Genomic DNA, 22,947 nt, shown 5'->3' with positions numbered 1-22,947 from the left:
GGGCATGGCACTGTCTGGGTGAATGGCGATATTCGCTATATTGCCATGCAGTTCAGTAGGTTAGAAGCATTCCTGGGGGCCGGTCTCACGGATTCAGGTATTACACATCTGAGTGGGAAAGAATATGTTTGACTGTGAAATACCCTAATAGCCAGAAAACCGAGTCATTAAAAAAGCCGCCGGCTTTAAATGATCTCATTAAGATTGCTGACGTGTTGTCGCAGGGCTTTTCCTATGTCAGAGTAGATCTTTATGCTATCAGTGGAAAAGTTTATTTCGGTGAGATGACTTTTACTCCGGGCAGCGGGTTTGAGCGCTTCGTGCCACATAGCATGGATGAAAAGTAGGGGGAATGGTTTGACCTGCCGCGTCAATTATCTTTGCAGACGCAAGCCGATCTGGATAGTCCCGTTCTGTAAGGCTTCGCGTACCGCTGTCGAACTTTAGTGAACGCAGGCAGCGGTCACGCTTCTTGATCAACTTCCGTTAGAATGAATGCTTTTACCCAATGGGAATTCGGTCAACCCCATGAAGCATTCTCTGCCAGAGCAGCCTCGACACATCGGCATCCTGCGCCTTTCCGCGCTGGGCGATGTCTGCAATCTGGTCCCCACGGTGCGTGCCTTGCAGCGCCAGTGGCCCGAGGCGCGCATCACCTGGATCGTCGGCAAGGCCGAGTACAGCCTGCTGGATGGGCTCGATGGCGTCGAGCTGGTGGTCTACGACAAGGCTACCGGTTTTGCCGGCATGCGCGAGATATGGCGCCAGCTCGCGGACGTGCGTTTCGACGTGCTGTTGCACATGCAGCAGGCGCTGCGGGCCAGCGTGCTGTCGCTGGGCCTCAAATGCGATGTCCGCGTGGGTTACGACAAGGCGCGGGCCAAGGACTGGCAGCACTGGTTCACGCATCGCCAGCTGGCGCCGCATCCACGGGCGCATGTGCTCGAGTCCTTCATGGATTTCGCACGGCTGCTGGGCGTCGAGGATACGCGCCTCGACTGGTCGCTGCCGGTGCCGGAATCTGCCTATGACGAAGCCCGCCAGTTGACCGGCGATCGGTCCTACCTGGTCATCAGCCCCTGTGCCAATCCGCGCCTGCGCAATTTCCGCAACTGGTCGGCGGAGGGCTATGCCGCGGTCATCGAGCACGCCTGGCAGCGCCATGGTCTGAGAACCGTGATGAGCGGTGGCGGCAGCCCGCAGGAGCGCGACATGGGCGAGCAGATCCGGCGCTTGTGCCCCGATGTCGAGATCATCGACGCCATCGGCCGCACCTCGCTCAAGGGCTTGCTGGCCCTGCTCGATCGTGCTCGCGTGGTGATCGCGCCGGACTCCGGCCCGGTTCACATGGCCAATGCGCTCGGCACACCGACGCTGGGACTGTACGCCACCACCAACCCGGATCGTGCGGCGCCGTATCTGTGGCGGGACCATGTGGTCAATCGCTACCCTGATGCCGTTCGCTGTTATCTGAAAAAGCCCATCGAGGCCGTCAACTGGGGTACACGTGTGCGCCACGCCGATGCCATGGCATTGATCACGCTGGACGACGTGGTCGAGCATCTGGATCGGCTGATAGCCGCAACGAGCGATACTGCCCTTGCCGAAGCCGTAACGGAGCCCCCGCATGAAGATTGATCTGTCGCAACTGGAGCATGCCCGCCTGCTGGTGGTGGGCGATGTCATGCTCGATCGGTATTGGCACGGCGGCACGTCACGTATTTCCCCCGAGGCGCCGGTCCCCGTGGTCAAGGTGGAAGACGCCGACGATCGCCCGGGCGGGGCGGCCAACGTGGCACTGAACATCGCTTCCCTGGGAGGGCGGGCCAGCCTGGCCGGCGTGGTCGGAGACGACGACAATGCCGGCCACCTAGAGCGCGCGCTGGAAGCCGCCAATGTGAGTGCTCACTTGCATCGCAGCGCCGATGTGCCGACGATCACCAAGCTGCGCGTCATGAGCCGTAACCAGCAGCTCATCCGCCTCGACTTCGAGTCGCCGCTATGGAATGTCGATACCACGCCGCTGATCGAGAAGGTCCAGTCAGCGTTGGGTGATGCCGATGTCGTGATCCTGTCCGACTACGGCAAGGGCAGCCTCAACCGGGTCGAGGCGTTGATCGCCGCCGCCCGCGCTGCCGGCAAGCGGGTGCTGGTCGACCCCAAGGGCAGCGATTTCAGCCGCTATCGCGGCGCCAGCGTGATCACCCCCAACCTGACTGAATTCGAGGCGATCGTCGGGCCGTGCGCCGACGATGCCGAACTGGCCGAGAAGGGCGAGCAACTGCGGGCGACACTGGAGCTCGAAGCGCTGCTGGTCACGCGCAGCGAACGCGGCATGACCCTGATCCGCGAAGGTCTCGCGCCGCTGCATCTGCCGACCCATGCCCGCGAAGTCTTCGACGTGACCGGTGCCGGCGATACGGTAATCGGCGTGCTGGGGCTGGCGCTGGCGGCCGGCCACGGCTTCGGCGAGGCGGTGATGCTGGCCAATCTTGCTGCCGGGCTGGTCGTGGCGAAACCCGGCACCGCGGTGCTCTCGGTGGCGGAGCTCTACACCGCGCTTCATGGCGACAGCCTCGCCGAGTATGGCGTCATCGAGGAAAAGTCGCTCATCGGCGCGGTGCGTGCGGCTCAGGCAAGAGGCGAGCGCGTGGTGATGACCAACGGCTGCTTCGACATCCTGCACGCCGGCCACGTGGCGTATCTGGAGCAGGCCAAGCGCCTGGGCGATCGCCTGATCGTCGCGGTCAACGACGACGCCTCGGTGGCGCGGCTCAAGGGGCCCAAGCGGCCCATCAACACCCTGGCGCGCCGGGCCCAGGTGCTGGCGGGGCTGGCGGCGGTGGACTGGGTGGTTCCCTTCAGCGAGGACACGCCGGCGCGGCTGATCGAGGCGATCCTGCCGGACCGGTTGGTCAAGGGCGGCGACTATCGGCCCGAGGATATCGCCGGTGGCGAAGCGGTCATCGCCAACGGCGGTGAAGTGCTGGTGCTGGGCTTCGAGGATGGCGTGTCGACCACCACCATGATCGACACCATTCTCGATCGCGAGCGCTGAGTCGCGGTGCGTTCCTGTTCACGATCGTCACGACTCGCGCGCTGGCTCTACTCGCTGACGATCACGCTGCTGTCGCCCCTGATCTGGTGGCGGGTATGGCGTGAGTGGGCACCCACACACAAACGCCGCGAACGCCTGGGCTTCATCCAGGTCAGCGGGAGCCGCCCGCGTCTCTGGCTGCACGCAGCCTCGGTGGGGGAAGTCGTCACGGCAACGCCTCTGATTCGGGCGTTGCTGGAGGACCACCCGGATCACGATCTCGTCATCACGACCATGACTGCCACGGGTGCCGAACGTGTCCGACAGACGTTCGGTGGTCGTGTTTCTCACCATTTTCTCCCGCTGGACTTTCCCGGCAGTGCGCGACGCTTCGTCACGCGATTGAATCCTCGGCTCGCGATCATCGCCGAGACCGAGCTCTGGCCCAATCTGCTGGCGGCCTGTCACCGGCGGAACGTGCCGGTGGTGGTCGCCAACGGCCGCTTGAGTGCGGGCGCCTTTCGCCTCTACCAGCGCTTCGGCGCGCTGAGCCGAGGCATGCTCGAGACGATCGCCTGGATCGGTGCCAAGTCGGCGCTGGATGCGGATCGTTTCGTCGAGTTGGGAGCGCCATCGGCGCGAGTGGCCGTCACCGGGGCATTGAAGTTCGATCTCGACGTGGACGAAGCGACTCGACAGGCCAGCCGGCAACTGCGGGCAAGCTGGGGGCCGCGGCCGGTCTGGATCGCAGGCTCCACCCATCCGGGCGAGGAGGAGCAGGTGTTGATCGCTCACGGCGTGCTCAGGCGTCGCTTTCCGGACGCGCTGTTGATCCTTGTGCCTCGTCACCCGCAGCGTTTCGACGAAGTGAATGCTCACTGTCTCGAGGCGGGCGAACGGGTCCAGCGTCTGAGCGCCGGCTCCGCGCTGACCGCTTCGACGACCCTGCTGCTGGGCGATACCATGGGCGATCTGATGAAGCTCTACGGCTGCGCGGATGTCGCTTTCGTGGGCGGATCGCTCACGCCGGTCGGCGGGCACAACCTGCTCGAGCCGGCGGCACTGGGCGTTGCCGTGGTCAGCGGCCCCCATCTGGATAACCTGCGCGAAATTGCCGATACCCTGGCGCAGAGCGATGCGCGGGTTCAGGTCGAAAACGGTCAGGCGCTGGGAGAGACCCTCGTGGCCCTGCTGAGCGACGACGCGCGTCGTCACGAGCTGGGCGAAGCGGGGCGAGCGGTCGTGGCCGCCAATCGCGGTGCGTTGGCGCGAACCCGAGCAAAGATCGCTGCACTTCTGAACGATTCGTAACGTTATCCAGGGGAATCACCGAAGGCTTGGTCTGTCAGAAAAAAGCTCGGCCTGTCAGAAGCGTGTCAGATATGACTGCGACACTCTTCCCAGGGCTCGGACCTTTTGGCTGATGGATGTTCTCGTATGGATATTCGCCATGGTTCATGGAAGGCACGCTCGAGCCCTACGTCCACTACGTGCCGCTGGCCGATGACTGCGGCGATCTGGAAGCCAAGATGGATTACTACATCGCTCATCCCGACGAAGCGGAGGCGATCGTGCGCAATGCCAACGCGCACGTGGCACAGTTTCTCGACCCGCGTCGCGAACGGCTGATTTCGCTGCTGGTGATGCACAAGTACTTCGTGCTTTCCGGTCAGTTCGCCGCTGAGCCTTCGCCGCTACGGCTGGGCTCGGGATTCAGCGCCAGTGCGGCGAGAAACAACTGGGCGTGACGATCCGCCAGCGCCTCGAGATCGCGGTCGTATCCCCCGCCGATGACCCCCGCGACGGGAATGCCCAGGTCGCGACACCGCGCGAGGACGAACCGGTCCCGGCGGAAGAGCCCCTCGGTACTCAGCGAAAAATGCCCCAGCCGATCACCGGCGTGCACGTCGACACCGGCGTCGAACAGCACGAACTGCGGTCGGAAATCGCTCAGGATCGGATCCAGCTCCTGGGCGAGGCAGCGCAGGTAGGCGTCGTCGGCAATCCCTCTGGGTAGCGCAACGTCGCGATCGCCCTGGACTTTCTCGAAGGGGAAGTTGGCCTCGCCATGGATCGAGAACGTGAAGACTCTCGGTTCATGGCGGAAGATCCAGGCGGTGCCGTCGCCCTGATGAACATCGCAGTCGACGATCAGGATCCGCTCGAGACGATGTTCGGCCAGCAGGTCATGTGCCGCGACCGCCAGGTCGTTGAGCAGACAGTAGCCGCTGGCACGATCGGCATAGGCGTGATGGGTGCCGCCAGCGCTGTTGAGCGCCAGGCCGGTTTCCAGCGCCGTCGCCACGGTGGCCAGCGTGCCGCCCACTTCCAGCAGCGTTCGTTCGACCAGCGTCGGCGACCAGGGGAAGCCGCTGGGCGTGCGCCGGGTGGTGGCGATTTCACCCAGATAGAACCGCTGCAGGTAGTCTGCGGTATGAGTGCGCAGTAGCGCTTTACTGCTCGCCGGGCGCGGCGTTATCCAGCGGACGTTTTCGCGGGCATCGAATCCCAGCGCCGATAGGCGCTCCCGCAGGGCGCGGAATTTCGCCATCGGGAACGGATGACGCTCGGGCCATTCGCAGCTGTAACCGGGGTGGTGGATGATCGGCAGGGTCACGATACCTCCTGTGGGTGCGGCGACCGGTCTCTGGCGGCGATGCGGGGATTCGCTACGCTAGGGGCTGTCGACGTTTCGGCGCGAACCGCGTGGCTGCGCATGAAACGTCAACCGACCCTAGGGAAAGCTTCCTGCCGCTGCGAGTGTGATGTGATGCGAATTACGGTCTACAGTGCCCAGCCTTACGATCGTCGCTTCTTCGACGAAATCCGAGAGTCCCGGTTTGCCGATGCCGGCTTCGAGTGGCTCTATCAGACGGCCAGCCTCGAGGCCGGCACCGTGGCGCTGGCGGAAGGCAGCGATGCCGTCTGCGTGTTCGTCAACGACTGCCTCGATGCCGAGGTGATCGAGGCACTGGCCGCGCTGGGCATCCGGGCCATCGTGCTGCGCTGCGCCGGCTTCAACAATGTCGATCTCGAAGCCGCCCACCGGCTGGGCCTGTTCGTGGCGCGCGTGCCCGCCTACTCGCCGGAAGCGGTGGCCGAGCACGCGCTGGCGATGATCATGACGCTGAATCGCAAGACCCACCGGGCGTTCAATCGCGTGCGCGAGGGCAATTTCGCCCTCGATGGCCTGCTGGGCGTGACGCTCCACGGCAAGACGGCGGGCGTGGTCGGCACCGGTCGCATCGGCCTTTGCATGGCGCGCATTCTCAAGGGGCTCGGCTGTGAAGTGCTGGGCTACGACCCCTATCCGAGCGACGCCTTTTCTGCCTATGGGGAAATGGTGCCGCTGGAAGCCCTGCTGGCCCGCTCCGATATCGTCTCGCTGCACTGCCCGTTGACCGAGCAGACGCATCACCTGATCGATGCCGACGCACTGGCTGTGATGAAGCCCGGCGCGATGCTGGTCAATACCTCGCGCGGGGCGCTGATCGACACGCTGGCGGTGATTGCTGCGCTCAAGTCGCGTCAGCTGGGCGCGCTGGCGATCGATGTCTACGAGCAGGAGAGCGAGCTGTTCTTCCGCGATCATTCGGCGGAGATCATCGACGACGATATCTTCGCCCGCCTGACGAGTTTTCCCAACGTGCTGATCACCGGCCACCAGGGTTTCTTTACCGTCGAAGCGCTGCGCGAAATCGCGCAGGTGACCTGCGCCAACCTGGTTGCCTTCGCCGAAGGCATCGAATGTCCCAATCGGCTCTAGGGCAACCATAGGGCAACAATAGGGCAGCTATAAGGCAACAATAGGGCAACTATAGGTCGACAATAGGGCAGCTATCCGGACTCGGGGCTGCCCGACGCTCACGCGCGAAAGGCTATCACGCTTCGAGCAGGTTCACGGCCAGGCGGACGAAGTCCACCGAGGAGAGGATACCGACCAGGCGGTCGTTGTCGACGACAGGCAGGGCGCCCTGCCTATGGGACAGCAGCCGCTGGCCTGCCTCGATGAGAGGCGTATCGATGGGCAGCGTCAGGAAATCCTGATGGATGGCATCCGCAAGCGGCACCTGCTTGAGGTAATGGTCCAGGCGGTGCGTGCCATGGTCATTGGCAATCCGCAGGGCTTCCCGCAATACGACCTTCTGGTCGAGCAAGCCTGCCAACTGGTCCTGTTCGTCCAGCACCGGCACATGACGTATCTTGTGCTCCCGCATCAACTCGTTGCCGTCGAAAAGCGTTTGTTCCAGACGCAATGTCACGACATCGTGGCTCATGATGTCGGCTACCGAGTCGAGTTTGGCGGTCGTCATATGGGTGGTCCTCTGATCGAAGTCGGGCCTGAAGGACCAGACCCCTCAGGCAGTCACGCCATCGATATCGACGATGGCCAGGACGACGGAACCAGTATTCGAACGCCAGGCCCCGGATCGAGTCCCGGGCCTGGCCGAGACCGGGTCGATCAACACAAGGTCGATCAATACAAGGTCGATCAACACAAGGCCGATCAACACAAGGTCGGTCGAACCGGAGCTGCCGGAGCACGAGGATACTGGCCGTCGCCAGTATATCGGCCGGGAGGACCATAATTTGATCCCGTGCGACTTTGATTCTGCGCCGCTTTGATTCTATGTCGCTTTGATCTTGTGTCGTTTAGACCCTGGCAACACGCCCGGCCTCCGGGTATCGATGGTGTCAGCGGGTGAAGCGTTCGACGCCGTTTGCGCCACCGAGCAGCAGCACGTCGGCCGGGCGGCGGGCGAACAGGCCGTTGGTGACCACGCCGACGATGGCATCCAGCGCGGCTTCCATCGCTTCCGGCTCGTCGAACAGCTTGTCGTAGCCGTCGAGGATGCGGTTGCCGTTGTCGGTCAGCACGCCGTCCCGATAGACCGGGGTGATGCCCAGCTTGACCATCTCGCGGGCAACGTAGGAGCGCGCCATGGGAATGACTTCGACCGGCAGCGGGAATCCGCCCAGCACCTCTACCCGCTTGCTGGCATCGGCGATGCAGATGAAGCGCTCGGCGCAGGCGGCGACGATCTTCTCGCGCGTCAGCGCCGCGCCGCCGCCCTTGATCATGCGCAGCCCGGCGTCGATCTCGTCGGCGCCATCGACATAGACCGGCACCGTACCGACATGGTTGAGCTCGAGCACGTCGATGCCGTGAGACTTCAGCCGTGCGGCGGTCGCTTCCGAGCTGGCCACCGCGCCGCGAAAATCGTGCCGACGCGTCGCCAGCAGATCGATGAAGTGATTGGCCGTGGAGCCCGTGCCCACGCCGATCACCGCGTCGGGCGTCAGAAGGTTGTCAATGTCTTCGAGGGCAGCAGCGGCGACGGCGTGCTTGAGATCGTCCTGAGTCATGTCGGTTCCGGCAGGCTGAAAGGAAGTTCGAGGCATTCGCTCGGCCGATAGTATAGGGCAAGCGGCTATCGCTGCCGATGGCGCTGGACGCTCGGGGCTGGCGTCTGCTAACAATACGGGTCCACTATAACCCGCCGTTTTCGAGGCGGGAGCGCTGCACCCCAGCTGTTCGCCAGGACATACCCGAATGCAACTCGAAGATATCGTCAAGAAGATCCTCCAGGCTCGCGTCTACGAGGCGGCCCGGGAGACCCCGATTTCCCCGCTACCTGCCCTTTCTCGCCGCTTCTCCAACCGTATTCTGATCAAGCGCGAAGACCTGCAGCCGGTCTTTTCGTTCAAGATTCGCGGCGCCTACAACAAGATGGCGCAGTTGAACGACGAGCAGAAGGCCAAGGGCGTGATCGCCGCCTCCGCCGGTAACCACGCCCAGGGCTTGGCGATGGCGGCGAAGCAGATGGGGGTCAAGGCCATCATCGTGATGCCCCGTGTCACGCCGGACATCAAGGTGTCCGCGGTGCGTGGCTGGGGGGCCAAGGTGGTGCTCCGGGGCGATGCCTTCGGCGAAGCGTTGAGCCACGCCCGGGAGCTGATCGCCGAGCATGGCTATACCTACATTCCGCCCTACGACGATTTCGATGTGATCGCCGGCCAGGGCACCGTGGCGATGGAGATTCTGCGCCAGCACTCCGGCCCGCTCGATGCAATCTTCGTGCCGGTGGGCGGCGGTGGTCTGCTCGCCGGTGTCGCGGCCTACATCAAGTATCTGCGCCCGGAGGTCAAGGTGTTCGGCGTCGAGGCCGAAGACTCCGCCTGCCTCAAGGCGGCATTGGAAGCCGGGGAGCGGGTGACGCTGGATCAGGTCGGCGTGTTTGCCGAAGGGGTCGCGGTGGCCCAGATCGGCGAGGCGCCGTTCGAGATCCTGCGCCATCACGTCGATGGCGTGATCACGGTCAACACCGATGAGATGTGTGCCGCGGTCAAGGATATCTTCGACGACACGCGGGCCGTGTCGGAGACCTCCGGCGCGCTCTCGCTGGCGGGGTTGAAGAAGTACGTGCAGCAGACCCAGGCGCGGGATCAGGCGCTGATGTGCATCAATTCCGGCGCCAACATCAATTTCGACCGCCTGCAGCACGTCGCCGAGCGTACCGAGCTGGGCGAGCAGCGCGAGGCGATTCTGGCGGTGCAGATTCCCGAGCGGCCGGGCAGCTTCAAGCAGTTCTGCCGCGTGATCGGCCGGCGGATGGTCACCGAGTTCAACTATCGCTACGCCGATCCCGAAGGCGCGCACATCTTCGTCGGCGTGCAGGTCAAGCCGGGCGGGGAGGATCGCGAAGAGGTCATCCGCCGGCTGCGCGAGGCGGACTATCCGGTCGAGGATCTCACCGACAATGAGCTGGCCAAGCTCCATATTCGCCATCTGGGCGGCGGTCGGCCCCGGGAACGCTTCGAGGAAGAGGTCTATCGCTTCGAGTTCCCCGAACGCCCCGGAGCGCTGATGAACTTCCTCACCCACCTGCCGGCGGACTGGAACATCTCGCTGTTCCACTATCGCAACCACGGTGCCGCCTACGGCCGGGTGCTGGTGGGGTTGCAGATGCCCAATGGCGATCGCGCCCATGCCGAGGAGCATTTCGATCGCATCGGCTACCGTTACTGGAAAGAGACCGACAATACGGCCTATCAGTTGTTCATGGCGTAGACCTGAGCGAGCGGCGTCACAAAAGGCTGAAATGGACGCTAAAAGTGCCTGAAACCGGCCTCAACCTTTTTGTGTAAATGTCGATACTGTTGGGTAACGAAAAAGGTGTCATCTGGGCCGGAAACGCTCTTGTCAAGATTTTGGCCTGACCCTATAGTCGTGCGCGTCGCTGCGGGGGGCAGCGGCCGAACCCAACGCAGCGGAGTCGACATGAAACGCAAGCCCGACTTGGTAATGGCATTGGTATTGATCTTCGGTGTCGGCGTGGTGGCAACGGGCTACGCGCAGACATTGCTGGGCGCCTGAGACCCGTAGTCATGCGGGATCGTCTGGCACAGGCAGCCAGGCTGTCACCGGGTGACGCAGCAAATGAAGCCAATGGGGTGTGGCTGACAACGGCCGGTAGCGGAAACGCTGCCGGCCGTTGTCGTTTGCGGGGTCGGCCAGGCCTCTTGAGCGTCACCGTTCATTAACGTCTTGGCTTGACGATCCGCTGGTCGCTGACGATCGCATCCAGCGGCACATCCCAACTGGCCACGGGAAGCGAGCCGACGCGCTGGCAGTCGTGGGCGAGCCCGATCAGCCGAGGGCTGGGGCGCCGGTGACGAACGAAGGCAAAGGTGCGGTCGTAGAAACCGCCCCCCATGCCGATCCGCTGGCCGTCGTCGTCGAATCCCACCAACGGCAGCAGAACCGTATCCAGCGCCCAGGCCGGCAACCGGTTGGCGCGATGGGCGCCGAAGCGGGTATCCGGCTCGGCGATGCCGAAGCGATTTCGCGTCATCCGCGTGCCGGCGTGATAGCGCACGAACCACAGCCGGTTGTCGGATAGCGGGCGCAGTACCGGGAGATAGACCTGGGCTCGGCGGGCAACCAGCCAGTCGATCAGCGGTCGCGGATCGATCTCGCCATCGTTGGGCAGATACAGCGCCACGCGCCGGGCGCGCTGCAGCTCGGGCAGGCCTCTGAGACGGCGACAGAGTTCGCGGGAAGCCAGGCGTCGTTGATGCGGGGTCAGGGCGCGTCGGCGTCGACGCAGTTCGCGACGCAGCTCGCGTCTATCGAGGCTGCCACCGACGTTCGACTCGCCGATCGGCGATGTCGTGGCGGTCCTGGCAGATTCGGTGGTGATCGTTGCGGTAGTCATCTTGAACGACAAGAGAGTTCCCCAGAGTGCCGCTGTCATTCTGGCCCTGAACCTATTGGTTCAAGGTGGGTGGCCGCAGGCAAGCCTTCAGGCTTTCCGTCGCGCGGACATGCACACGGGCCTGCCTAGCATTTGGCCCCCTGGGTACTGCGCATAGGCTCGAGGGACTTGTAATGACTGGCGCACACTCCAGGAAACCCCACTATCGTAGCAGAGCGACCCTTTTTGCCCAATGACGGATTGAGGTACTCGGGAAAGTTTTAGGGTCTGTTGACGTTTCAGCGCGAACCGCGTTGCTGCGCCAAATGGCGCCAGGCCAGGCGCGGGATGTAGAGAAGGGTGGTTCCCTTTTCCAATCCCGCAACGCCGCATGGCGCCATTTGCCGCGCAACCCGAAGGGCCGGGCCAGTTTTTGCACGGTGCTGCGTTATTCGTCGTTCATTTGGAATGACCAAACTACGCTCCTCACGCCTTGCCCCGCACAAAAACTGGCTCCGGCGCGGCCGTGCATGAAACGTCAACAGACCCTAGGAGAAAGTTTCAGGGGGAAGGGGTCTTCTGACCGGGTTCGCCCGCCTTGGCCAGCGCGCGTTCGAGCCTCTCGCTCAGGTCGCTCAGGCTCTGTTCGCCGGCGCGATGGGAGTCCAGCGCCGTCAGCAGCTCATGGGTGATATTGAGTGCCGCCATGATTGCGATCTTCTCGGCGCCCAGCACCTTGCCGCGGGCATGGATGCCGTGCATGGCGCGGTCCAGATAGCGAGCCGAGCGTTTCAGCTGCTCCTGCTCTTCCGGCGGGCAAGCGATCACGTAGGATTTGCCCAGCAGGGTGACTTCGGTCGTCGGGCGAGGCGTGTCGCTCATGATGTCGCTCCGGGGTGGGCGGTGAAGATCGATGCGGTAAGATGGCAGGCATTCGCATCGCGGGCCGAGCGGCCATCGCCAGGATTCGGCACGCTGCCTGCAGTCGGTGATCGGCCAGGCCGGGAACAGGCTCGAAGCCCCAGCCGCTTGCCACCGCGATTGATCCGTCACTATAGAGAGCCGATTATGGGCGGTCAACGCGACGCGCAGCCTCGGCTGCCGCGCTGCTTGCCTGTAAACGCTCGCGATCACCAATCATGGATGCCGACATGTCGATCATCAACGACCAGCTCGATTTTTCCACCGTCGCCAATGTCTTTCTCGTGCATGGCAGCCTGCAGTCACCGGCGTTTCTCGACGGGCGTCTGTGCGCCGAGCTGGGCCTGCACGATGTGAGCGCGGAGGGCTGGCTGGAAGAAGTCTGCCTGGCGCTCAACGTCGAGCAGCCGGAAAGCCGCGAGGATGCCGACGTCCTGTTGGGCTGGCGTCGTCAGACGCTGGACGCCCTGTCTGCCGCCGAGCTCAATTTCGAACCGCTGCTGCCGGACGAGCTGTTTGCGCTCTCCGAGCGGGCCCAGGGCCTCAAGGAGTGGACGCAAGGCTTTCTCGAAGTCGTCAACGAAGTGGATGGCGAGACCTACGAGGGCTGGTCATCGCCCCTGAAGGAAGCGCTGGAGGATCTCGGCCAGCTGTCGGCGATCGATGTCGATATCGCCGACGACCCCGAGAACGAGAACGACCTCTTTGCGCTGACCGAGCACGCCCGCATGGCGGCGATGCTGCTCTATACCGAGCAGCACCCCGGCGCACCCCAGGTGGAACAGCCGGAGGACGAGCAGGCCGAGACCGAAGCTGGCAAGGCCGCCGCCAATGACGGTGAAACGCCGCCGTCGCTGCATTGAAGTCGCTCGCGCCTCGGCATCCGTTGCCCGAGGCGTGACGTCGAACAACGCCCACATTCCAGGCGTCTCCTTCGGATTCGAGGCGCAATGATCAAGGAGAACGCATGTTACCCGAGCCGTTACCGCGCCCCGCGGCGATCTCGACGGAAGAGTTTGCCGCCCGCCGCGAGCGCCTGATGGCGGAGCTGCCGGAAGGCAGCGCCGTGCTGCTGCCGGGCGCCGCGCTCAAGACGCGCAACCACGACAGCGAATACCCGTTTCGTCAGAACAGCGATTTTCACTATCTCTGCGGTTTTCCCGAGCCCGACGCGCTGCTGCTGCTGTTGCCCGGCCGTGAAGCCGGCGAAGCCATTCTCTACTGCCAGGAGAAGGATCCCGAAAAGGAGGCCTGGACCGGCATTCGCATCGGCCCCGAAGGTGCCGTGAGCGACTACGGCATGGATGAGGCTTTCGACAATACCCAGCGCCACAACCTGACCGAGCTGCTGGACGGCCGGCAGACCCTCTACCTGCCGCTGGCGGATACCGTCGCCATGGGCATCGCCGAGAGCGTGCGCAGCCAATTGAGCGCACGAGCGCGGCGCGGGGCGATTGCTCCCACCCGATTCGCCGATGTCAGCGCCCTGATCCATGAACTTCGCCTGACCAAGAGCGAGGCCGAGCTGGCGCTGATGCGGCATGCGGCACACATCAGCGCGCTGGCGCATCGCCGCGCCATGCGTGCCAGCCGCCCGGGCCGCTTCGAGTATCAGCTGCAGGCCGAGATCGAGCACGAATTCGTCTGGCACGGCGCCCGGGCGCCCGCCTACGGCACCATCGTCGGCGGCGGGGCCAACGCCTGCGTGCTGCACTACATCGAGAACGCTGCGCCGCTCGAGGATGGCGATCTGGTGCTGATCGACGCTGGCGGCGAGTTCGATCTCTACGCTGGCGACATCACTCGCACGTTCCCGGTCAACGGTCGTTTCAGCGAGGCCCAGCGAGCGCTCTACGACATCGTGCTGGCGGCCGAGGAGCGTGCCGTGGCGGCGGTGAAACCCGGTGCCACGCTGGAAGCCATTCATCAGGGCGTGGTGCGCGATCTCACTGCGGGCCTGATCGAGCTCGGGCTGCTGGAAGGCGAGCTGGAGGCCTGCATCGAGTCCCAGCGTTACAAGCGCTTCTATCTCCACTCGACCTCGCACTGGCTGGGGCTCGACGTTCATGACGTCGGCAGCTATCGGGTCGATGGCGAGCCCCGGCCGCTGGAACCGGGCATGGTGCTGACGATCGAGCCAGGACTGTACATCCCTGATGCCGAAGACATTCCGGCGGCCTATCGCGGCATCGGCATTCGAATCGAGGACGACGTGGTCGTCACCGAGGCCGGCGGCGAGGTGCTGACCTCGCAGGTGCCCAAGGCGGCGGATGACATCGAAGCGCTGATACAAGGCCAGGTTTGATCGTTTTTTGATCAGTCGCGAATATGCCTCGAAAATTACGTAACCGGTGTAAACGGCCTGTAGGCCACGTGATTAGAGGCTTTTGAATTCCAATCGTAATGGAGAGGCTGGCGCAGATGTCTCAAACGCAGCAAGCAACCACGGTCGACGTGGCGATCATCGGCGGCGGGCTCGTGGGTGCCAGTCTAGCCTGTGCGCTGGGCGGCTTGATCGAGGCGGAACGAGCGCGTGCGGATGAACGGGCGCCGTTGCGTGTCGCGATCATCGAACCCCAGCCGCTGCCCAGCGCCGGCGAAGCCAATGCCTACCAGCCCAGTTTCGATGCTCGTGCCAGCGCGATCGCCTACGGTTCGCGGCGCCACTTCGAGCGGCTGGGTGTCTGGTCGGCGATGGCGACGGAAGCGGCGCCGATTCGGCATATCCATGTCAGCGAGCGCGGTCACCTGGGCGCGACCCGGCTCCACGCCGACGAGCTCGGCGTCGAGGCGCTGGGCTATGTCATCCCCAACGCCTGGATGGGACGGACGCTGCATGCGCGTCTCGATTCACTGCCGATCGACTGGTACTGCCCGGCACGTGTCGAATCGCTCGAGGCCGAACGTGGCGGCTATCGTCTCGCGCTCGATACCGGCGAGATCATCCATGCCGGCCTGACCGTGCTGGCCGATGGCGGCCGTGGCGGCTTCAAGGAGCGCCTGGGCATCGAGAGCGAGCATCATCCGTACGAACAGACCGCATTGATCGCCAATATCGAAGTCAGCCAGGCACACGATGGCTGGGCGTTCGAGCGCTTCACGCGGGAAGGGCCGATGGCGCTGCTGCCGCTCGCCGGCCGCCGGATGGAGCTGGTCTGGACCCATCGGCAAGGCGAGGTGGAAAAGACGCTGGCGCTCTCCGATCGCGTGTTCCTCGAGCGTTTGCAGCAGGCGTTCGGCGACCGTGCGGGGCGCTTTCGCCGTGTGGGACAGCGGCACAGCTATCCGCTCTCCCTGGTCACGGCACGGGAGACGACTCGCCCGCATCTCGCCATACTGGGCAACGCCGCCCATGCGCTGCATCCAGTCGCCGGTCAGGGGTTCAACCTGGCGCTGCGTGGCGTCATGGACCTGGCAGCCGCCATCGAATCGGCACGGGCGGAAAGTCGTTCCGCCGGCGATCCAAAGACGCTGGAAGAGTTCGAGGCCGCGCGGGCGGCCGATACCCGGCAGATCGTGCGCTTCAGCGATGGTCTGATCCGACTCTTCGGTATCGATCATGCGCCGCTGGGCCATGCGCGTGCTGCGGGCCTGATCGGGCTCAATGCGCTGGGGCCGCTGCGTCGGACGCTGGCAAGGCGTGCGATGGGGATCGAGCGTTAAGCATGCGAGCCACATCAGACAGGCGAGCCAGGTTAGACAATGCGAGTGCACAGGAGAAAACGCGTAATGGATGACAGCGATGTACTCATCATCGGTGGAGGCATCGTCGGCTCGACACTGGCCCTGCTGCTGGGGGAAGCCGGCTGGCGGGTGACGATCATCGATGCGGCGCCCGCGCCCGAGATCGACGAAACCCTGGGGCAGGGCAAGCCGGCATTACGCGTCAGCGCCCTGACCGCCGCATCGCAGCGGCTGCTGACATCGCTGGATGTCTGGCCCTGGCTGGCCGCGCGTCGGGTGGCGGCCTATTGCGGCATGCGGGTCTGGGATGCCGAGGGTAGCGGCGAGATCGGGTTCGATGCCGACGACGTGGGCGTCGACGCGCTCGGGCATATCGTCGAGAACGAGCTATTGCTGGCGGCGCTGGCGCAGCGCCTGCAGGCGTTGCCCAGCGTGGAGTGGCTGTCGGACGTGCGGTTGACCGGCTACGTTCGCGATGCCGGGCAGGCCGTGATCACGCTGGACAATGGCGAACAGCGCCGGGCGCCGCTGATCGTCGGAGCCGATGGCGCGAACTCCCCGCTGCGCGGCATGGCGGGAATCCCGGTTCGTGAGCGCGATACCGGTCAGGCCGCCATGGTCACCACGGTGCGCACCGGCGTCGGCCATGGCGGTGTGGCTCGCCAGGCGTTTCTCGCCACCGGCCCGCTGGCCTTCCTGCCGCTGATCGTCGAGGGGCGGGACGACCATTGCTCGATCGTGTGGTCGACCACGCCCGGCGAGGCCCGGCGACTGACGGCGCTGGGCGAGACCGACGAAGGGCGAGACCGTCTAGGGGTCGAGCTGGCGCAGGGGTTGGGAGGGCGATTGGGCGATGTCGAGGTCATCGACGCGGCACCCCATTTCCCGATTACCCAGCGTCACGCCCAGCGCTACGTCGACGATGGTCTGGCGCTGGTCGGCGATGCGGCCCACAGCCTGCATCCGCTGGCGGGCCAGGGCGTCAATCTCGGGCTGATGGACGCCGCTGTTCTCGCCGAGGAGTGGATCCGCGCCCGGCACCGCGGCGCCCCGCCGGGGGACAGGCGCATCCTGGCCCGTTACGAGCGTCGCCGGCGCAACGACAACGCGGCCATGCTCGCCGCCATGCAAGGCTTCCAGCGACTGTTCGGTAGCCGCCAGCCGGCGCTGCGGCTCGCCCGCAACTGGGGCCTTTCCGGTGTCGATCGGCTGATGCCGGTCAAACGGCTGTTGATCCGCCAGGCATTGGGCGAATATGGCGACCTGCCCGAGCGGTGTCGGTAATCGACCCCTGTCGTGACCCGCCGAAGTTGTGACTCCTCTAAGCTGTGACCCGCCGAACCAAAACGGCTGCCCGATAGGCAGCCGTTTCGCGTCTTTCCAGTCTGATTCCGAGGCGCCGCTCAGGGGGTGGTGCTTTCGCCGCTCTTGGCACTTTGCCCCGATCGAGGCCGCTGCACCACATTGAGCGCCTTGAGCAGGTTCAACGCTTCGCCCAACTGATAATCGTCGGCGGCGACCGGGGTATCGGGATCGTCCATCGCCTGATCGGCATCGCCGTTCAGCAGGTGGCCGCGAAGACTGGATTCACGCAGCTGGAATCCGCTGCTCTCTTCGACTTCCAGCCGCCCGCGCACCACGCGGACATCCGGGGCGATGCCCTCGGCCTGGATCGAGCGGCCGCTGGGGGTGTAATAGCGCGCGGTGGTGAGCTTGAGACCGTCGCCGTTGCCGAGCGGCATGACCTGCTGCACCGAGCCCTTGCCGAAGCTGCGGGTTCCCATCAGCACGGCGCGGCCCTGATCCTGCAACGCACCGGCGACGATCTCCGCCGCCGAAGCGCTGCCGCCGTTGATCAGCACGACCAGCGGCACGTCGGGAGCGGTCGTCTTGGCGTGGGCGGTGAATCGCATGTCATCGTCGGCCAGCCGGCCCTTGGTATAGACCACCAGGCCGCTGGAAAGGAATTGGTCGGCGACGTCGACGGCGCTGGAGAGCACGCCGCCGGGGTTGTTGCGCAGATCGAGTACCAGGCCCTCGAGCGGCCCGGACTTCATCAACGACGCCAGCGCCACGCGGGTCTGTTCGCCGGTCCGGCTCTGGAACTGGCTGATGCGCAGATAGCCGTAGCCGGGCTCCAGCAGTCGGCTGGAGACGCTCTCGGACTGGATCGATTCGCGTGTCAGCGTCACGTCGCGGGGTTCCTGCTCGCCGTCGCGCAGCAGCAACAGTTCGATATCGGTGCCGGCCTCGCCGCGCATCAGGTCCACGGCTTCCTGCAGGCTCAGATCGTTGGTCGGGGTGCCGTCGATGGCCACGATGCGATCGCCCGGTTGAACGCCGGCGCGGGCGGCGGGGGTGTCGTCGATCGGGGCGATGACGGTGAGCTGGTCGTCACGCAGGCCGACCTCGATACCCACGCCGCTGAACTCTCCTTCGGTGGTTTCGCGCAGGTTCTGGAAGGCGTCGGCGTCGAGATATTCGGAATGCGGGTCGAGCTGGCTGAGCATGCCGCGCATGGCGTTGCGCAGCAGCGTCTTGTCGTCGACCTGCTCCACGTAGGTGCGCTTGATCCGCTCGAAGACCTCGGCGAAGGTCTGGACATCCTCGACCGGCAAGCCGTTGGCGGCATCCTGCTCGGCCTGGCTGAGCGCGTTGTCGGTCTCGACGTCCTGCGCCTGGGCGGCGGGAGCCAGGCCCGTGGCCAGCACCAGCGTGAACAGCAGCGAGCCGAGAAGCGCAGGGGCGGAAACCGTCTTCGGCGTGCGACGTGCTGTCGGGCAGGTCTTTTGGGCGAGCAGACCTGTACCGAAAGGCCGTGGGTTCGGGCGGCTTGAATTCATGCAGTCTCCGCGACTCGAGCTGGATAGATGCGTTGCCGGCGCCGATCTCGACACGCCGAACCCGATAGCTGCGGCGTATGGAAAAGCGTCTGACGACACCGAGCCGGTCCGAGAACGGAACGGCGTTTGATAACCCAGCATAGCGTTTCGCCGGGTCGATGATCCAGCGCTCGATCAGCCTTTGCCGATCCAGTTGCCGGGGTTGATCGGGTTGCCGTTCTGGCGCACCTCGAAATAGAGCGCCGGACGCGACTGGCCGCCGGTATTGCCGACGGCACCCACGGTCTGCCCGTTGGCGACCTGCTGGCCGGGGTCGACGTCGATCTGCTGCAGGTGCGCGTAGAGCGTCAGGATGCCATCGCCGTGATCGAGAATCAGCAGGTTGCCGAAACCGCGCATCCAGTTGGCGAAGACCACCCGGCCGGCATGCACGGCCTTGATGGCGGTTCCCGACGGCGCACCGATCAGGATGCCGTTGCGATTGACGCCGTCGCCGCTGCCGTAGCTCGACAGCATCGACCCCTGCACCGGCCACGGCAGATCGCCCTGGGTCTTGCGGATGGCGGTGGAAGGCGGTGGCTTCTTCAGGCTGGCCAGCTCCTTCTGCATGCGATCCAGCAGGCGCTCGACGTGCGCGCGATCCTGGTTGAGATCCTCGAGCCGTGCCTGCTCGCTGTCATAGCGCCCGTCGAGCCTGGCGACCAGCGCCTGGCGCTCCTTCAGGCGCGATGCCAGCTGCTGGCGCTGCCCCTCGAGATCGGACTGCACCTCGCTCAGCCGCGAGCGGCGCTGATCGAGCGCCGCCAGGTTGTCGTCCAGTTGCCGGTTCAGCGAGCGGAGCTCTTCGAGTCGCTGCTGGCGGGCCGACGACAGCGCATTGAGATAGTGCTGCAGCCGATCGACTTCGGCCGGATCGTCCTGGTTGAGCAGGAGTTTCAGCTGGGGCGTGGTGCCGAGGCGATAGAGCGCATCGAACTGGCGTGCCAGCGCCTCGCGCTGCTGTTCGCGATCGGCGGCGAGCGACTGACGCTGCTGCTGAAGCTTGTCGACTTCGCCATCGAGCTGACGGCGCTCGGCCTGCAGGGCATCCAGACGCTTGTGGGTCTGGCCGATCGCCGTTTCGACCTGTTCCAGCTCATCCTGGGCGTCGCCGCGGGCAGCCTGGGTCTCTTCCAGCTTGCCCTGCAGCGCCTGAATGTCGGTTGCCAGGCTATCCAGCCTGGCGCGGGCTTCCCGGGGGTTGGCCTGGCCGAAAACGGGGCCGGCCAGCAGCAGGCTGCCGACCAGCAAACAGACGATGCCACCGCTGATCGGGCCACGCCGAAAAACAGGCCCGTCCTGCTGGCGACTCACGTCGGGCGGACCCTGTCATGGCGAATGAAGTGCGGTATGCCGACGTCACGCATCATCGATCAGTACGTTACCGGTCATCTCTTGGGGAACGGGCTGATGCAGCATGTGCAGCAGTGTCGGCGCCAGGTCGCAGAGCCGCCCGTCTGGCTTGAGGCTGACGGACTTGTTGCGGCCGGCCTGGTTTTGGCAAACCTGATTTTGACAAACATAGACCAGCGGCACCATGAACGTGGTGTGAGCGGTATGCGGATTGCCGGTTTCGGGGTCGACCATCATCTCCGCATTGCCATGGTCTGCGGTCACCAGGCACTCGCCACCGGCCTTCTGGATCGCCTCGACGACGCGGCCCAGGCAGACATCGACGGCCTCGATCGCCTTGGTGGCGGCATCGAGATCGCCGGTATGGCCGACCATGTCGCCGTTGGCGTAGTTGCAGATGATCAGGTCGTACTTGCCATCCTCGATCGCCTTGACCAGCGTGTCGGTCAGTTCGAAGGCGCTCATCTCCGGCTTTTCGTCGTAGGTCTTGACGTCTTTCGGCGACTGGATCAGCGCCCGGTCTTCGCCCTCGAACTTGGCCTCGCGGCCGCCGGAGAAGAAGAAGGTGACGTGGGCGTACTTCTCCGTCTCGGCGATACGCAGCTGGGTCAGGCCGTGGCTCGCGGCCACTTCGCCCAGCGTGTTGACCAGATTCCGGGGCGGGAAGGCGACCGGCGCGTCGATGTCGTCGGCGTACTGGGTCAGCATCACCAGCCCTTTGCCGGCCAGCTGGACGCGCTTGCCGCGATCGAAGCCGTCGAAGTCCGGATTGACGAATGCACGGGTCAGCTCGCGCGCGCGGTCGGCGCGGAAGTTGAGAAACAGCGCGGCGTCGCCATCGGCCATGACGATCTTGTCGCCGTTGGGGCGCACGGCGGTGGCGCTGACGAATTCATCGGTCTCGCCACGCTCATAGGCGGCGGCCAGCCCGGCTTCGGCACTCTCGGCGACGTAGTCGCCTTCGCCGAAGCGCACCACGCGGTAGGCCTTCTCGACACGATCCCAGCGATTGTCCCGGTCCATGGCAAAGTAACGCCCGACCAGCGAGGCAACGAAGCCGTTCTCGGCGCCGACCAGCTCGGCCAGCCTGGCGTTGGCGCGCTCGATCGAAGCACCAGCGCTCTTGGGTGCGGTGTCACGGCCGTCGGTGAAGGCGTGCAGGTAGATTCGCTTGGCCCCGCGTGCGGCGGACAGCTCAGCGACTGCCAGCAGATGGTCTTCATGGCTGTGTACGCCACCGGGGGAGAGCAGCCCCATCAGATGGACGGCCTTGCCGTTGGCGACGGCGTCGTCGATCGGCGCGGTCAGCGCTTCGATCGTCTTCAGCTCGTCGTCTTCGATCGCCTTGGTGATACGGGTGAAATCCTGATAGACGATTCGCCCGGCGCCGATGTTCATGTGGCCGACTTCGGAGTTGCCCATCTGGCCGTCGGGCAGGCCCACGTAAGGGCCGTCGGTATGAATCAGAGTGTTGGGATAATCGCGCTTGAGGCGATCCATGACCGGTGTGTCGGCGGCGGCAACGGCGTTGTTGGCACTGTTGTCGTTCTGGCCATAGCCGTCGAGAATCAACAGCGCGACGGGACGCGGAATGCTGGAAGTATCTGCCATGACAAGCCTCGAAAAATCGGATGAACGGGGTGAGTCGTGTCGGAACCTAGCGTTTGGAACCAGAGAGACTGGAAGCTGTCATTCTGGAATCAAGGCTTCAGAGGATAGCGCACCCGGCGAGTCGGGTCAGCCATCCGGCGGGAATGGCACGCCCGCCGTCCTTGCCTCGTTTCACCGACGCCCTCGTGTATAATGGCCGGCGCCCGCCAGGAGTCTGCCGGGCTTGGCCGATCGTCGCGAGAAAAACGGATTTTGAGTCAAGTTCATCGATCGGATAAGGCGAATAGCCCGCTATTTAACGCATCCGATCGAATGAAGTTGGCCAAAAGCCCGGAATTCGCAGCAGATCAGTGCTAAGCCCGACAGGCTCCTAACGGGCCAGGATTTTCAGCCGTTCGCGTCCCGAGCAACCAAGGCGCCATGCCGGATTGCAAGACGCGGTTTGACGCAGACGCGCCAAGGGCGGAGTCGCACGCCATGCCGGCGTTTTGCGATCCCATTGGCCCCAGAATTAGAGTGTCGGCAGACCCATGATCGATCAGTTGTTCGAATTCGTCGAAAACCACCCGCTGCTGGTCAGCGCCTTCCTGGTCGTCCTCCTCGCCTGGTTGGCGTTCGAGGCCAAGCGTGGCGGTGCCTCCGGTGTCTCCACCAACGAAACCACGTCGCTGATCAACCGCGAAGACGGCGTGGTGATCGATATCCGCGAGAGCAACGAGTTCAAGGCGGGCCACATCGCCGGCGCCAAGAACATTCCCCAGTCGCGTCTCAAGGATCGCCTGCCGCAAATCGAAAAGCACAAGGACACCCCGGTGATCGTGGTCTGCAAGCAGGGCCAAACATCGGGCGCTGCGGTGACCGAACTCACTCAGGCGGGCTTTTCCCGGGTCTACAAGCTCAAGGGCGGCATGGCGCAGTGGCAGGCCGACGGCCTGCCGGTAGTGCGGCGCTAGAGGCCGGGCACTCATTCACGCTAGTCATTCAGGAACGTAAAGGAAACGCATCATGGCGGAAGACAACAATCAGCAGGGTTCTCAGGGCGGTTCTCAGGATAAGCCGCAGCTGCAGTTCTCCCTGCAGCGCATCTACGTGAAGGACATCTCGTTCGAATCGCCCAATGCGCCCAGCGTGTTCCAGCAGCCGTTCAAGCCCAAGGTCGGCCTGGATCTCGACACCACCAGCCAATCGGTGGGCGAAGATCTGTACGAAGTCGTGGTCAAGGTGACCGCGCAGGTCTCCAACAACGAAGATGGCGCGACGG

General features: G+C 64.5%; 21 protein-coding genes and 1 other RNA gene. 13 read left to right on the top strand and 9 right to left on the bottom strand.

Going from position 1 to position 22,947, the window contains the following annotated elements; genetic code table 11:
* Nucleotides 1–68: 68 nt before the first annotated feature.
* From CCD76_RS20685 to CCD76_RS17170, 5 genes are all read left to right on the top strand, one after another.
* Nucleotides 69–347 (top strand): ATP-grasp fold amidoligase family protein, encoded by a 279-nt coding sequence (locus tag CCD76_RS20685; protein WP_087720637.1) that lies wholly within the window; start codon nt 69–71, stop codon nt 345–347.
* 181 nt (nt 348–528) lie between these two features.
* Nucleotides 529–1,638, top strand: coding sequence for a glycosyltransferase family 9 protein (locus CCD76_RS17185; RefSeq protein ID WP_087720636.1), 1,110 nt, complete (start codon nt 529–531; stop codon nt 1,636–1,638).
* Nucleotides 1,628–3,058, top strand: coding sequence for a bifunctional D-glycero-beta-D-manno-heptose-7-phosphate kinase/D-glycero-beta-D-manno-heptose 1-phosphate adenylyltransferase HldE (gene hldE, locus CCD76_RS17180; protein WP_087720635.1), 1,431 nt, complete (start codon nt 1,628–1,630; stop codon nt 3,056–3,058). The genes CCD76_RS17185 and hldE overlap by 11 nt, the downstream gene beginning before the upstream one ends.
* 6 nt (nt 3,059–3,064) lie before the next feature.
* On the top strand, nt 3,065–4,348 hold the full coding sequence (gene waaA, locus CCD76_RS17175; protein WP_087720634.1) for a lipid IV(A) 3-deoxy-D-manno-octulosonic acid transferase: 1,284 nt from the start codon (nt 3,065–3,067) through the stop codon (nt 4,346–4,348).
* Nucleotides 4,349–4,464: 116 nt separating this feature from the next.
* Nucleotides 4,465–4,785 (top strand): glycosyl transferase family 90, encoded by a 321-nt coding sequence (locus CCD76_RS17170; protein WP_143543313.1) that lies wholly within the window; start codon nt 4,465–4,467, stop codon nt 4,783–4,785.
* On the opposite strand, the gene CCD76_RS17165 is transcribed toward CCD76_RS17170, so the two are convergent.
* Nucleotides 4,707–5,654 carry a histone deacetylase family protein gene (locus CCD76_RS17165; protein ID WP_087720633.1) on the bottom strand — a complete coding sequence of 316 codons (948 nt, stop codon included), beginning with the start codon at nt 5,652–5,654 and terminating at the stop codon, nt 4,707–4,709. The two genes, CCD76_RS17170 and CCD76_RS17165, sit on opposite strands and share 79 nt — an antisense overlap.
* A gap of 153 nt (nt 5,655–5,807) precedes the next feature.
* Between CCD76_RS17165 and CCD76_RS17160 the strand changes: the two genes are divergently transcribed.
* A complete protein-coding gene (locus CCD76_RS17160) occupies nt 5,808–6,803 on the top strand; it encodes a 2-hydroxyacid dehydrogenase (RefSeq protein WP_087720632.1) in 996 nt (331 codons plus the stop codon).
* 115 nt (nt 6,804–6,918) lie between these two features.
* On the opposite strand, the gene CCD76_RS17155 is transcribed toward CCD76_RS17160, so the two are convergent.
* Both CCD76_RS17155 and rpiA read right to left on the bottom strand, forming a co-directional pair.
* On the bottom strand, nt 6,919–7,350 hold the full coding sequence (locus tag CCD76_RS17155; RefSeq protein ID WP_087720631.1) for a CBS domain-containing protein: 432 nt from the start codon (nt 7,348–7,350) through the stop codon (nt 6,919–6,921).
* A 382-nt stretch (nt 7,351–7,732) separates the two neighbouring features.
* Entirely contained in the window at nt 7,733–8,404 is a 672-nt protein-coding gene (gene rpiA, locus CCD76_RS17145; RefSeq protein WP_087720629.1) for a ribose-5-phosphate isomerase RpiA, read from the bottom strand.
* A gap of 187 nt (nt 8,405–8,591) precedes the next feature.
* Here rpiA and ilvA point away from each other — a divergent pair, with 187 nt between their 5' ends.
* Nucleotides 8,592–10,109: a threonine ammonia-lyase, biosynthetic gene (ilvA, locus tag CCD76_RS17140; RefSeq protein ID WP_087720628.1), complete on the top strand. Its 1,518-nt coding sequence runs from the start codon at nt 8,592–8,594 to the stop codon at nt 10,107–10,109.
* A gap of 469 nt (nt 10,110–10,578) precedes the next feature.
* Here ilvA and CCD76_RS17135 read toward each other — a convergent pair whose 3' ends face one another.
* The 3 genes from CCD76_RS17135 to CCD76_RS17125 form a co-directional block, all read right to left on the bottom strand.
* Nucleotides 10,579–11,268, bottom strand: a complete 690-nt coding sequence (locus tag CCD76_RS17135; protein WP_256961359.1) for a 5-formyltetrahydrofolate cyclo-ligase — start codon at nt 11,266–11,268, stop codon at nt 10,579–10,581.
* Between the two features lie 2 nt (nt 11,269–11,270).
* Nucleotides 11,271–11,455, bottom strand: a non-coding RNA gene (gene ssrS / locus CCD76_RS17130) — 6S RNA.
* 341 nt (nt 11,456–11,796) lie between these two features.
* Complete coding sequence (locus tag CCD76_RS17125; RefSeq protein WP_087720627.1) at nt 11,797–12,117, bottom strand: cell division protein ZapA; 321 nt, start codon at nt 12,115–12,117, stop codon at nt 11,797–11,799.
* A 269-nt stretch (nt 12,118–12,386) separates the two neighbouring features.
* Here CCD76_RS17125 and CCD76_RS17120 point away from each other — a divergent pair, with 269 nt between their 5' ends.
* The 4 genes from CCD76_RS17120 to CCD76_RS17105 all read left to right on the top strand — a co-directional run bounded on the left by CCD76_RS17120 (nt 12,387) and on the right by CCD76_RS17105 (nt 17,124).
* Nucleotides 12,387–13,019, top strand: coding sequence for a UPF0149 family protein (locus CCD76_RS17120; protein ID WP_087720639.1), 633 nt, complete (start codon nt 12,387–12,389; stop codon nt 13,017–13,019).
* Nucleotides 13,020–13,123: 104 nt separating this feature from the next.
* Complete coding sequence (gene pepP, locus CCD76_RS17115; protein ID WP_087720626.1) at nt 13,124–14,461, top strand: Xaa-Pro aminopeptidase; 1,338 nt, start codon at nt 13,124–13,126, stop codon at nt 14,459–14,461.
* A gap of 116 nt (nt 14,462–14,577) precedes the next feature.
* On the top strand, nt 14,578–15,819 hold the full coding sequence (ubiH, locus tag CCD76_RS17110) for a 2-octaprenyl-6-methoxyphenyl hydroxylase (RefSeq protein ID WP_087720625.1): 1,242 nt from the start codon (nt 14,578–14,580) through the stop codon (nt 15,817–15,819).
* Between the two features lie 66 nt (nt 15,820–15,885).
* Entirely contained in the window at nt 15,886–17,124 is a 1,239-nt protein-coding gene (locus tag CCD76_RS17105) for a UbiH/UbiF/VisC/COQ6 family ubiquinone biosynthesis hydroxylase (protein ID WP_256961358.1), read from the top strand.
* 119 nt (nt 17,125–17,243) lie between these two features.
* On the opposite strand, the gene CCD76_RS17100 is transcribed toward CCD76_RS17105, so the two are convergent.
* The 3 genes from CCD76_RS17100 to gpmI all read right to left on the bottom strand — a co-directional run bounded on the left by CCD76_RS17100 (nt 17,244) and on the right by gpmI (nt 21,686).
* Nucleotides 17,244–18,683: a S41 family peptidase gene (locus CCD76_RS17100; protein ID WP_087720623.1), complete on the bottom strand. Its 1,440-nt coding sequence runs from the start codon at nt 18,681–18,683 to the stop codon at nt 17,244–17,246.
* Between the two features lie 174 nt (nt 18,684–18,857).
* On the bottom strand, nt 18,858–20,036 hold the full coding sequence (locus tag CCD76_RS17095) for a murein hydrolase activator EnvC family protein (protein ID WP_256961357.1): 1,179 nt from the start codon (nt 20,034–20,036) through the stop codon (nt 18,858–18,860).
* A 45-nt stretch (nt 20,037–20,081) separates the two neighbouring features.
* Nucleotides 20,082–21,686 (bottom strand): 2,3-bisphosphoglycerate-independent phosphoglycerate mutase, encoded by a 1,605-nt coding sequence (gene gpmI / locus CCD76_RS17090; protein ID WP_087720622.1) that lies wholly within the window; start codon nt 21,684–21,686, stop codon nt 20,082–20,084.
* Between the two features lie 530 nt (nt 21,687–22,216).
* On the opposite strand from gpmI, the gene CCD76_RS17085 reads away from it, so the two are divergent.
* Nucleotides 22,217–22,639, top strand: coding sequence for a rhodanese-like domain-containing protein (locus CCD76_RS17085; protein WP_087720621.1), 423 nt, complete (start codon nt 22,217–22,219; stop codon nt 22,637–22,639).
* A gap of 52 nt (nt 22,640–22,691) precedes the next feature.
* Nucleotides 22,692–22,947, top strand: a 256-nt coding sequence (locus CCD76_RS17080; protein WP_143543312.1) for a protein-export chaperone SecB, incomplete at its 3' end; no start/stop codon positions are given.

Origin of the sequence: Salinicola salarius (assembly GCF_002179555.1) — a bacterium.
Classification (GTDB): Bacteria; Pseudomonadota; Gammaproteobacteria; order Pseudomonadales; family Halomonadaceae; genus Salinicola; species Salinicola salarius_A.
This window is presented reverse-complemented; position numbering and strand designations above follow the sequence as displayed.

What these genes read in the sequence shown, in the direction of transcription:
- CCD76_RS17185 (WP_087720636.1), top strand. Translation starts at nt 529, where the DNA reads ATGAAGCATTCTCTGCCAGAGCAGCCTCGACACATCGGCATCCTGCGC.
- hldE (WP_087720635.1), top strand. Translation starts at nt 1,628, where the DNA reads ATGAAGATTGATCTGTCGCAACTGGAGCATGCCCGCCTGCTGGTGGTG.
- CCD76_RS17170 (WP_143543313.1), top strand. Translation starts at nt 4,465, where the DNA reads ATGTTCTCGTATGGATATTCGCCATGGTTCATGGAAGGCACGCTCGAG.
- CCD76_RS17160 (WP_087720632.1), top strand. Translation starts at nt 5,808, where the DNA reads ATGCGAATTACGGTCTACAGTGCCCAGCCTTACGATCGTCGCTTCTTC.
- CCD76_RS17155 (WP_087720631.1), bottom strand. Translation starts at nt 7,350, where the DNA reads ATGACGACCGCCAAACTCGACTCGGTAGCCGACATCATGAGCCACGAT.
- rpiA (WP_087720629.1), bottom strand. Translation starts at nt 8,404, where the DNA reads ATGACTCAGGACGATCTCAAGCACGCCGTCGCCGCTGCTGCCCTCGAA.
- ilvA (WP_087720628.1), top strand. Translation starts at nt 8,592, where the DNA reads ATGCAACTCGAAGATATCGTCAAGAAGATCCTCCAGGCTCGCGTCTAC.
- CCD76_RS17125 (WP_087720627.1), bottom strand. Translation starts at nt 12,117, where the DNA reads ATGAGCGACACGCCTCGCCCGACGACCGAAGTCACCCTGCTGGGCAAA.
- CCD76_RS17120 (WP_087720639.1), top strand. Translation starts at nt 12,387, where the DNA reads ATGTCGATCATCAACGACCAGCTCGATTTTTCCACCGTCGCCAATGTC.
- pepP (WP_087720626.1), top strand. Translation starts at nt 13,124, where the DNA reads ATGTTACCCGAGCCGTTACCGCGCCCCGCGGCGATCTCGACGGAAGAG.
- ubiH (WP_087720625.1), top strand. Translation starts at nt 14,578, where the DNA reads ATGTCTCAAACGCAGCAAGCAACCACGGTCGACGTGGCGATCATCGGC.
- CCD76_RS17105 (WP_256961358.1), top strand. Translation starts at nt 15,886, where the DNA reads ATGGATGACAGCGATGTACTCATCATCGGTGGAGGCATCGTCGGCTCG.
- CCD76_RS17100 (WP_087720623.1), bottom strand. Translation starts at nt 18,683, where the DNA reads ATGAATTCAAGCCGCCCGAACCCACGGCCTTTCGGTACAGGTCTGCTC.
- gpmI (WP_087720622.1), bottom strand. Translation starts at nt 21,686, where the DNA reads ATGGCAGATACTTCCAGCATTCCGCGTCCCGTCGCGCTGTTGATTCTC.
- CCD76_RS17085 (WP_087720621.1), top strand. Translation starts at nt 22,217, where the DNA reads ATGATCGATCAGTTGTTCGAATTCGTCGAAAACCACCCGCTGCTGGTC.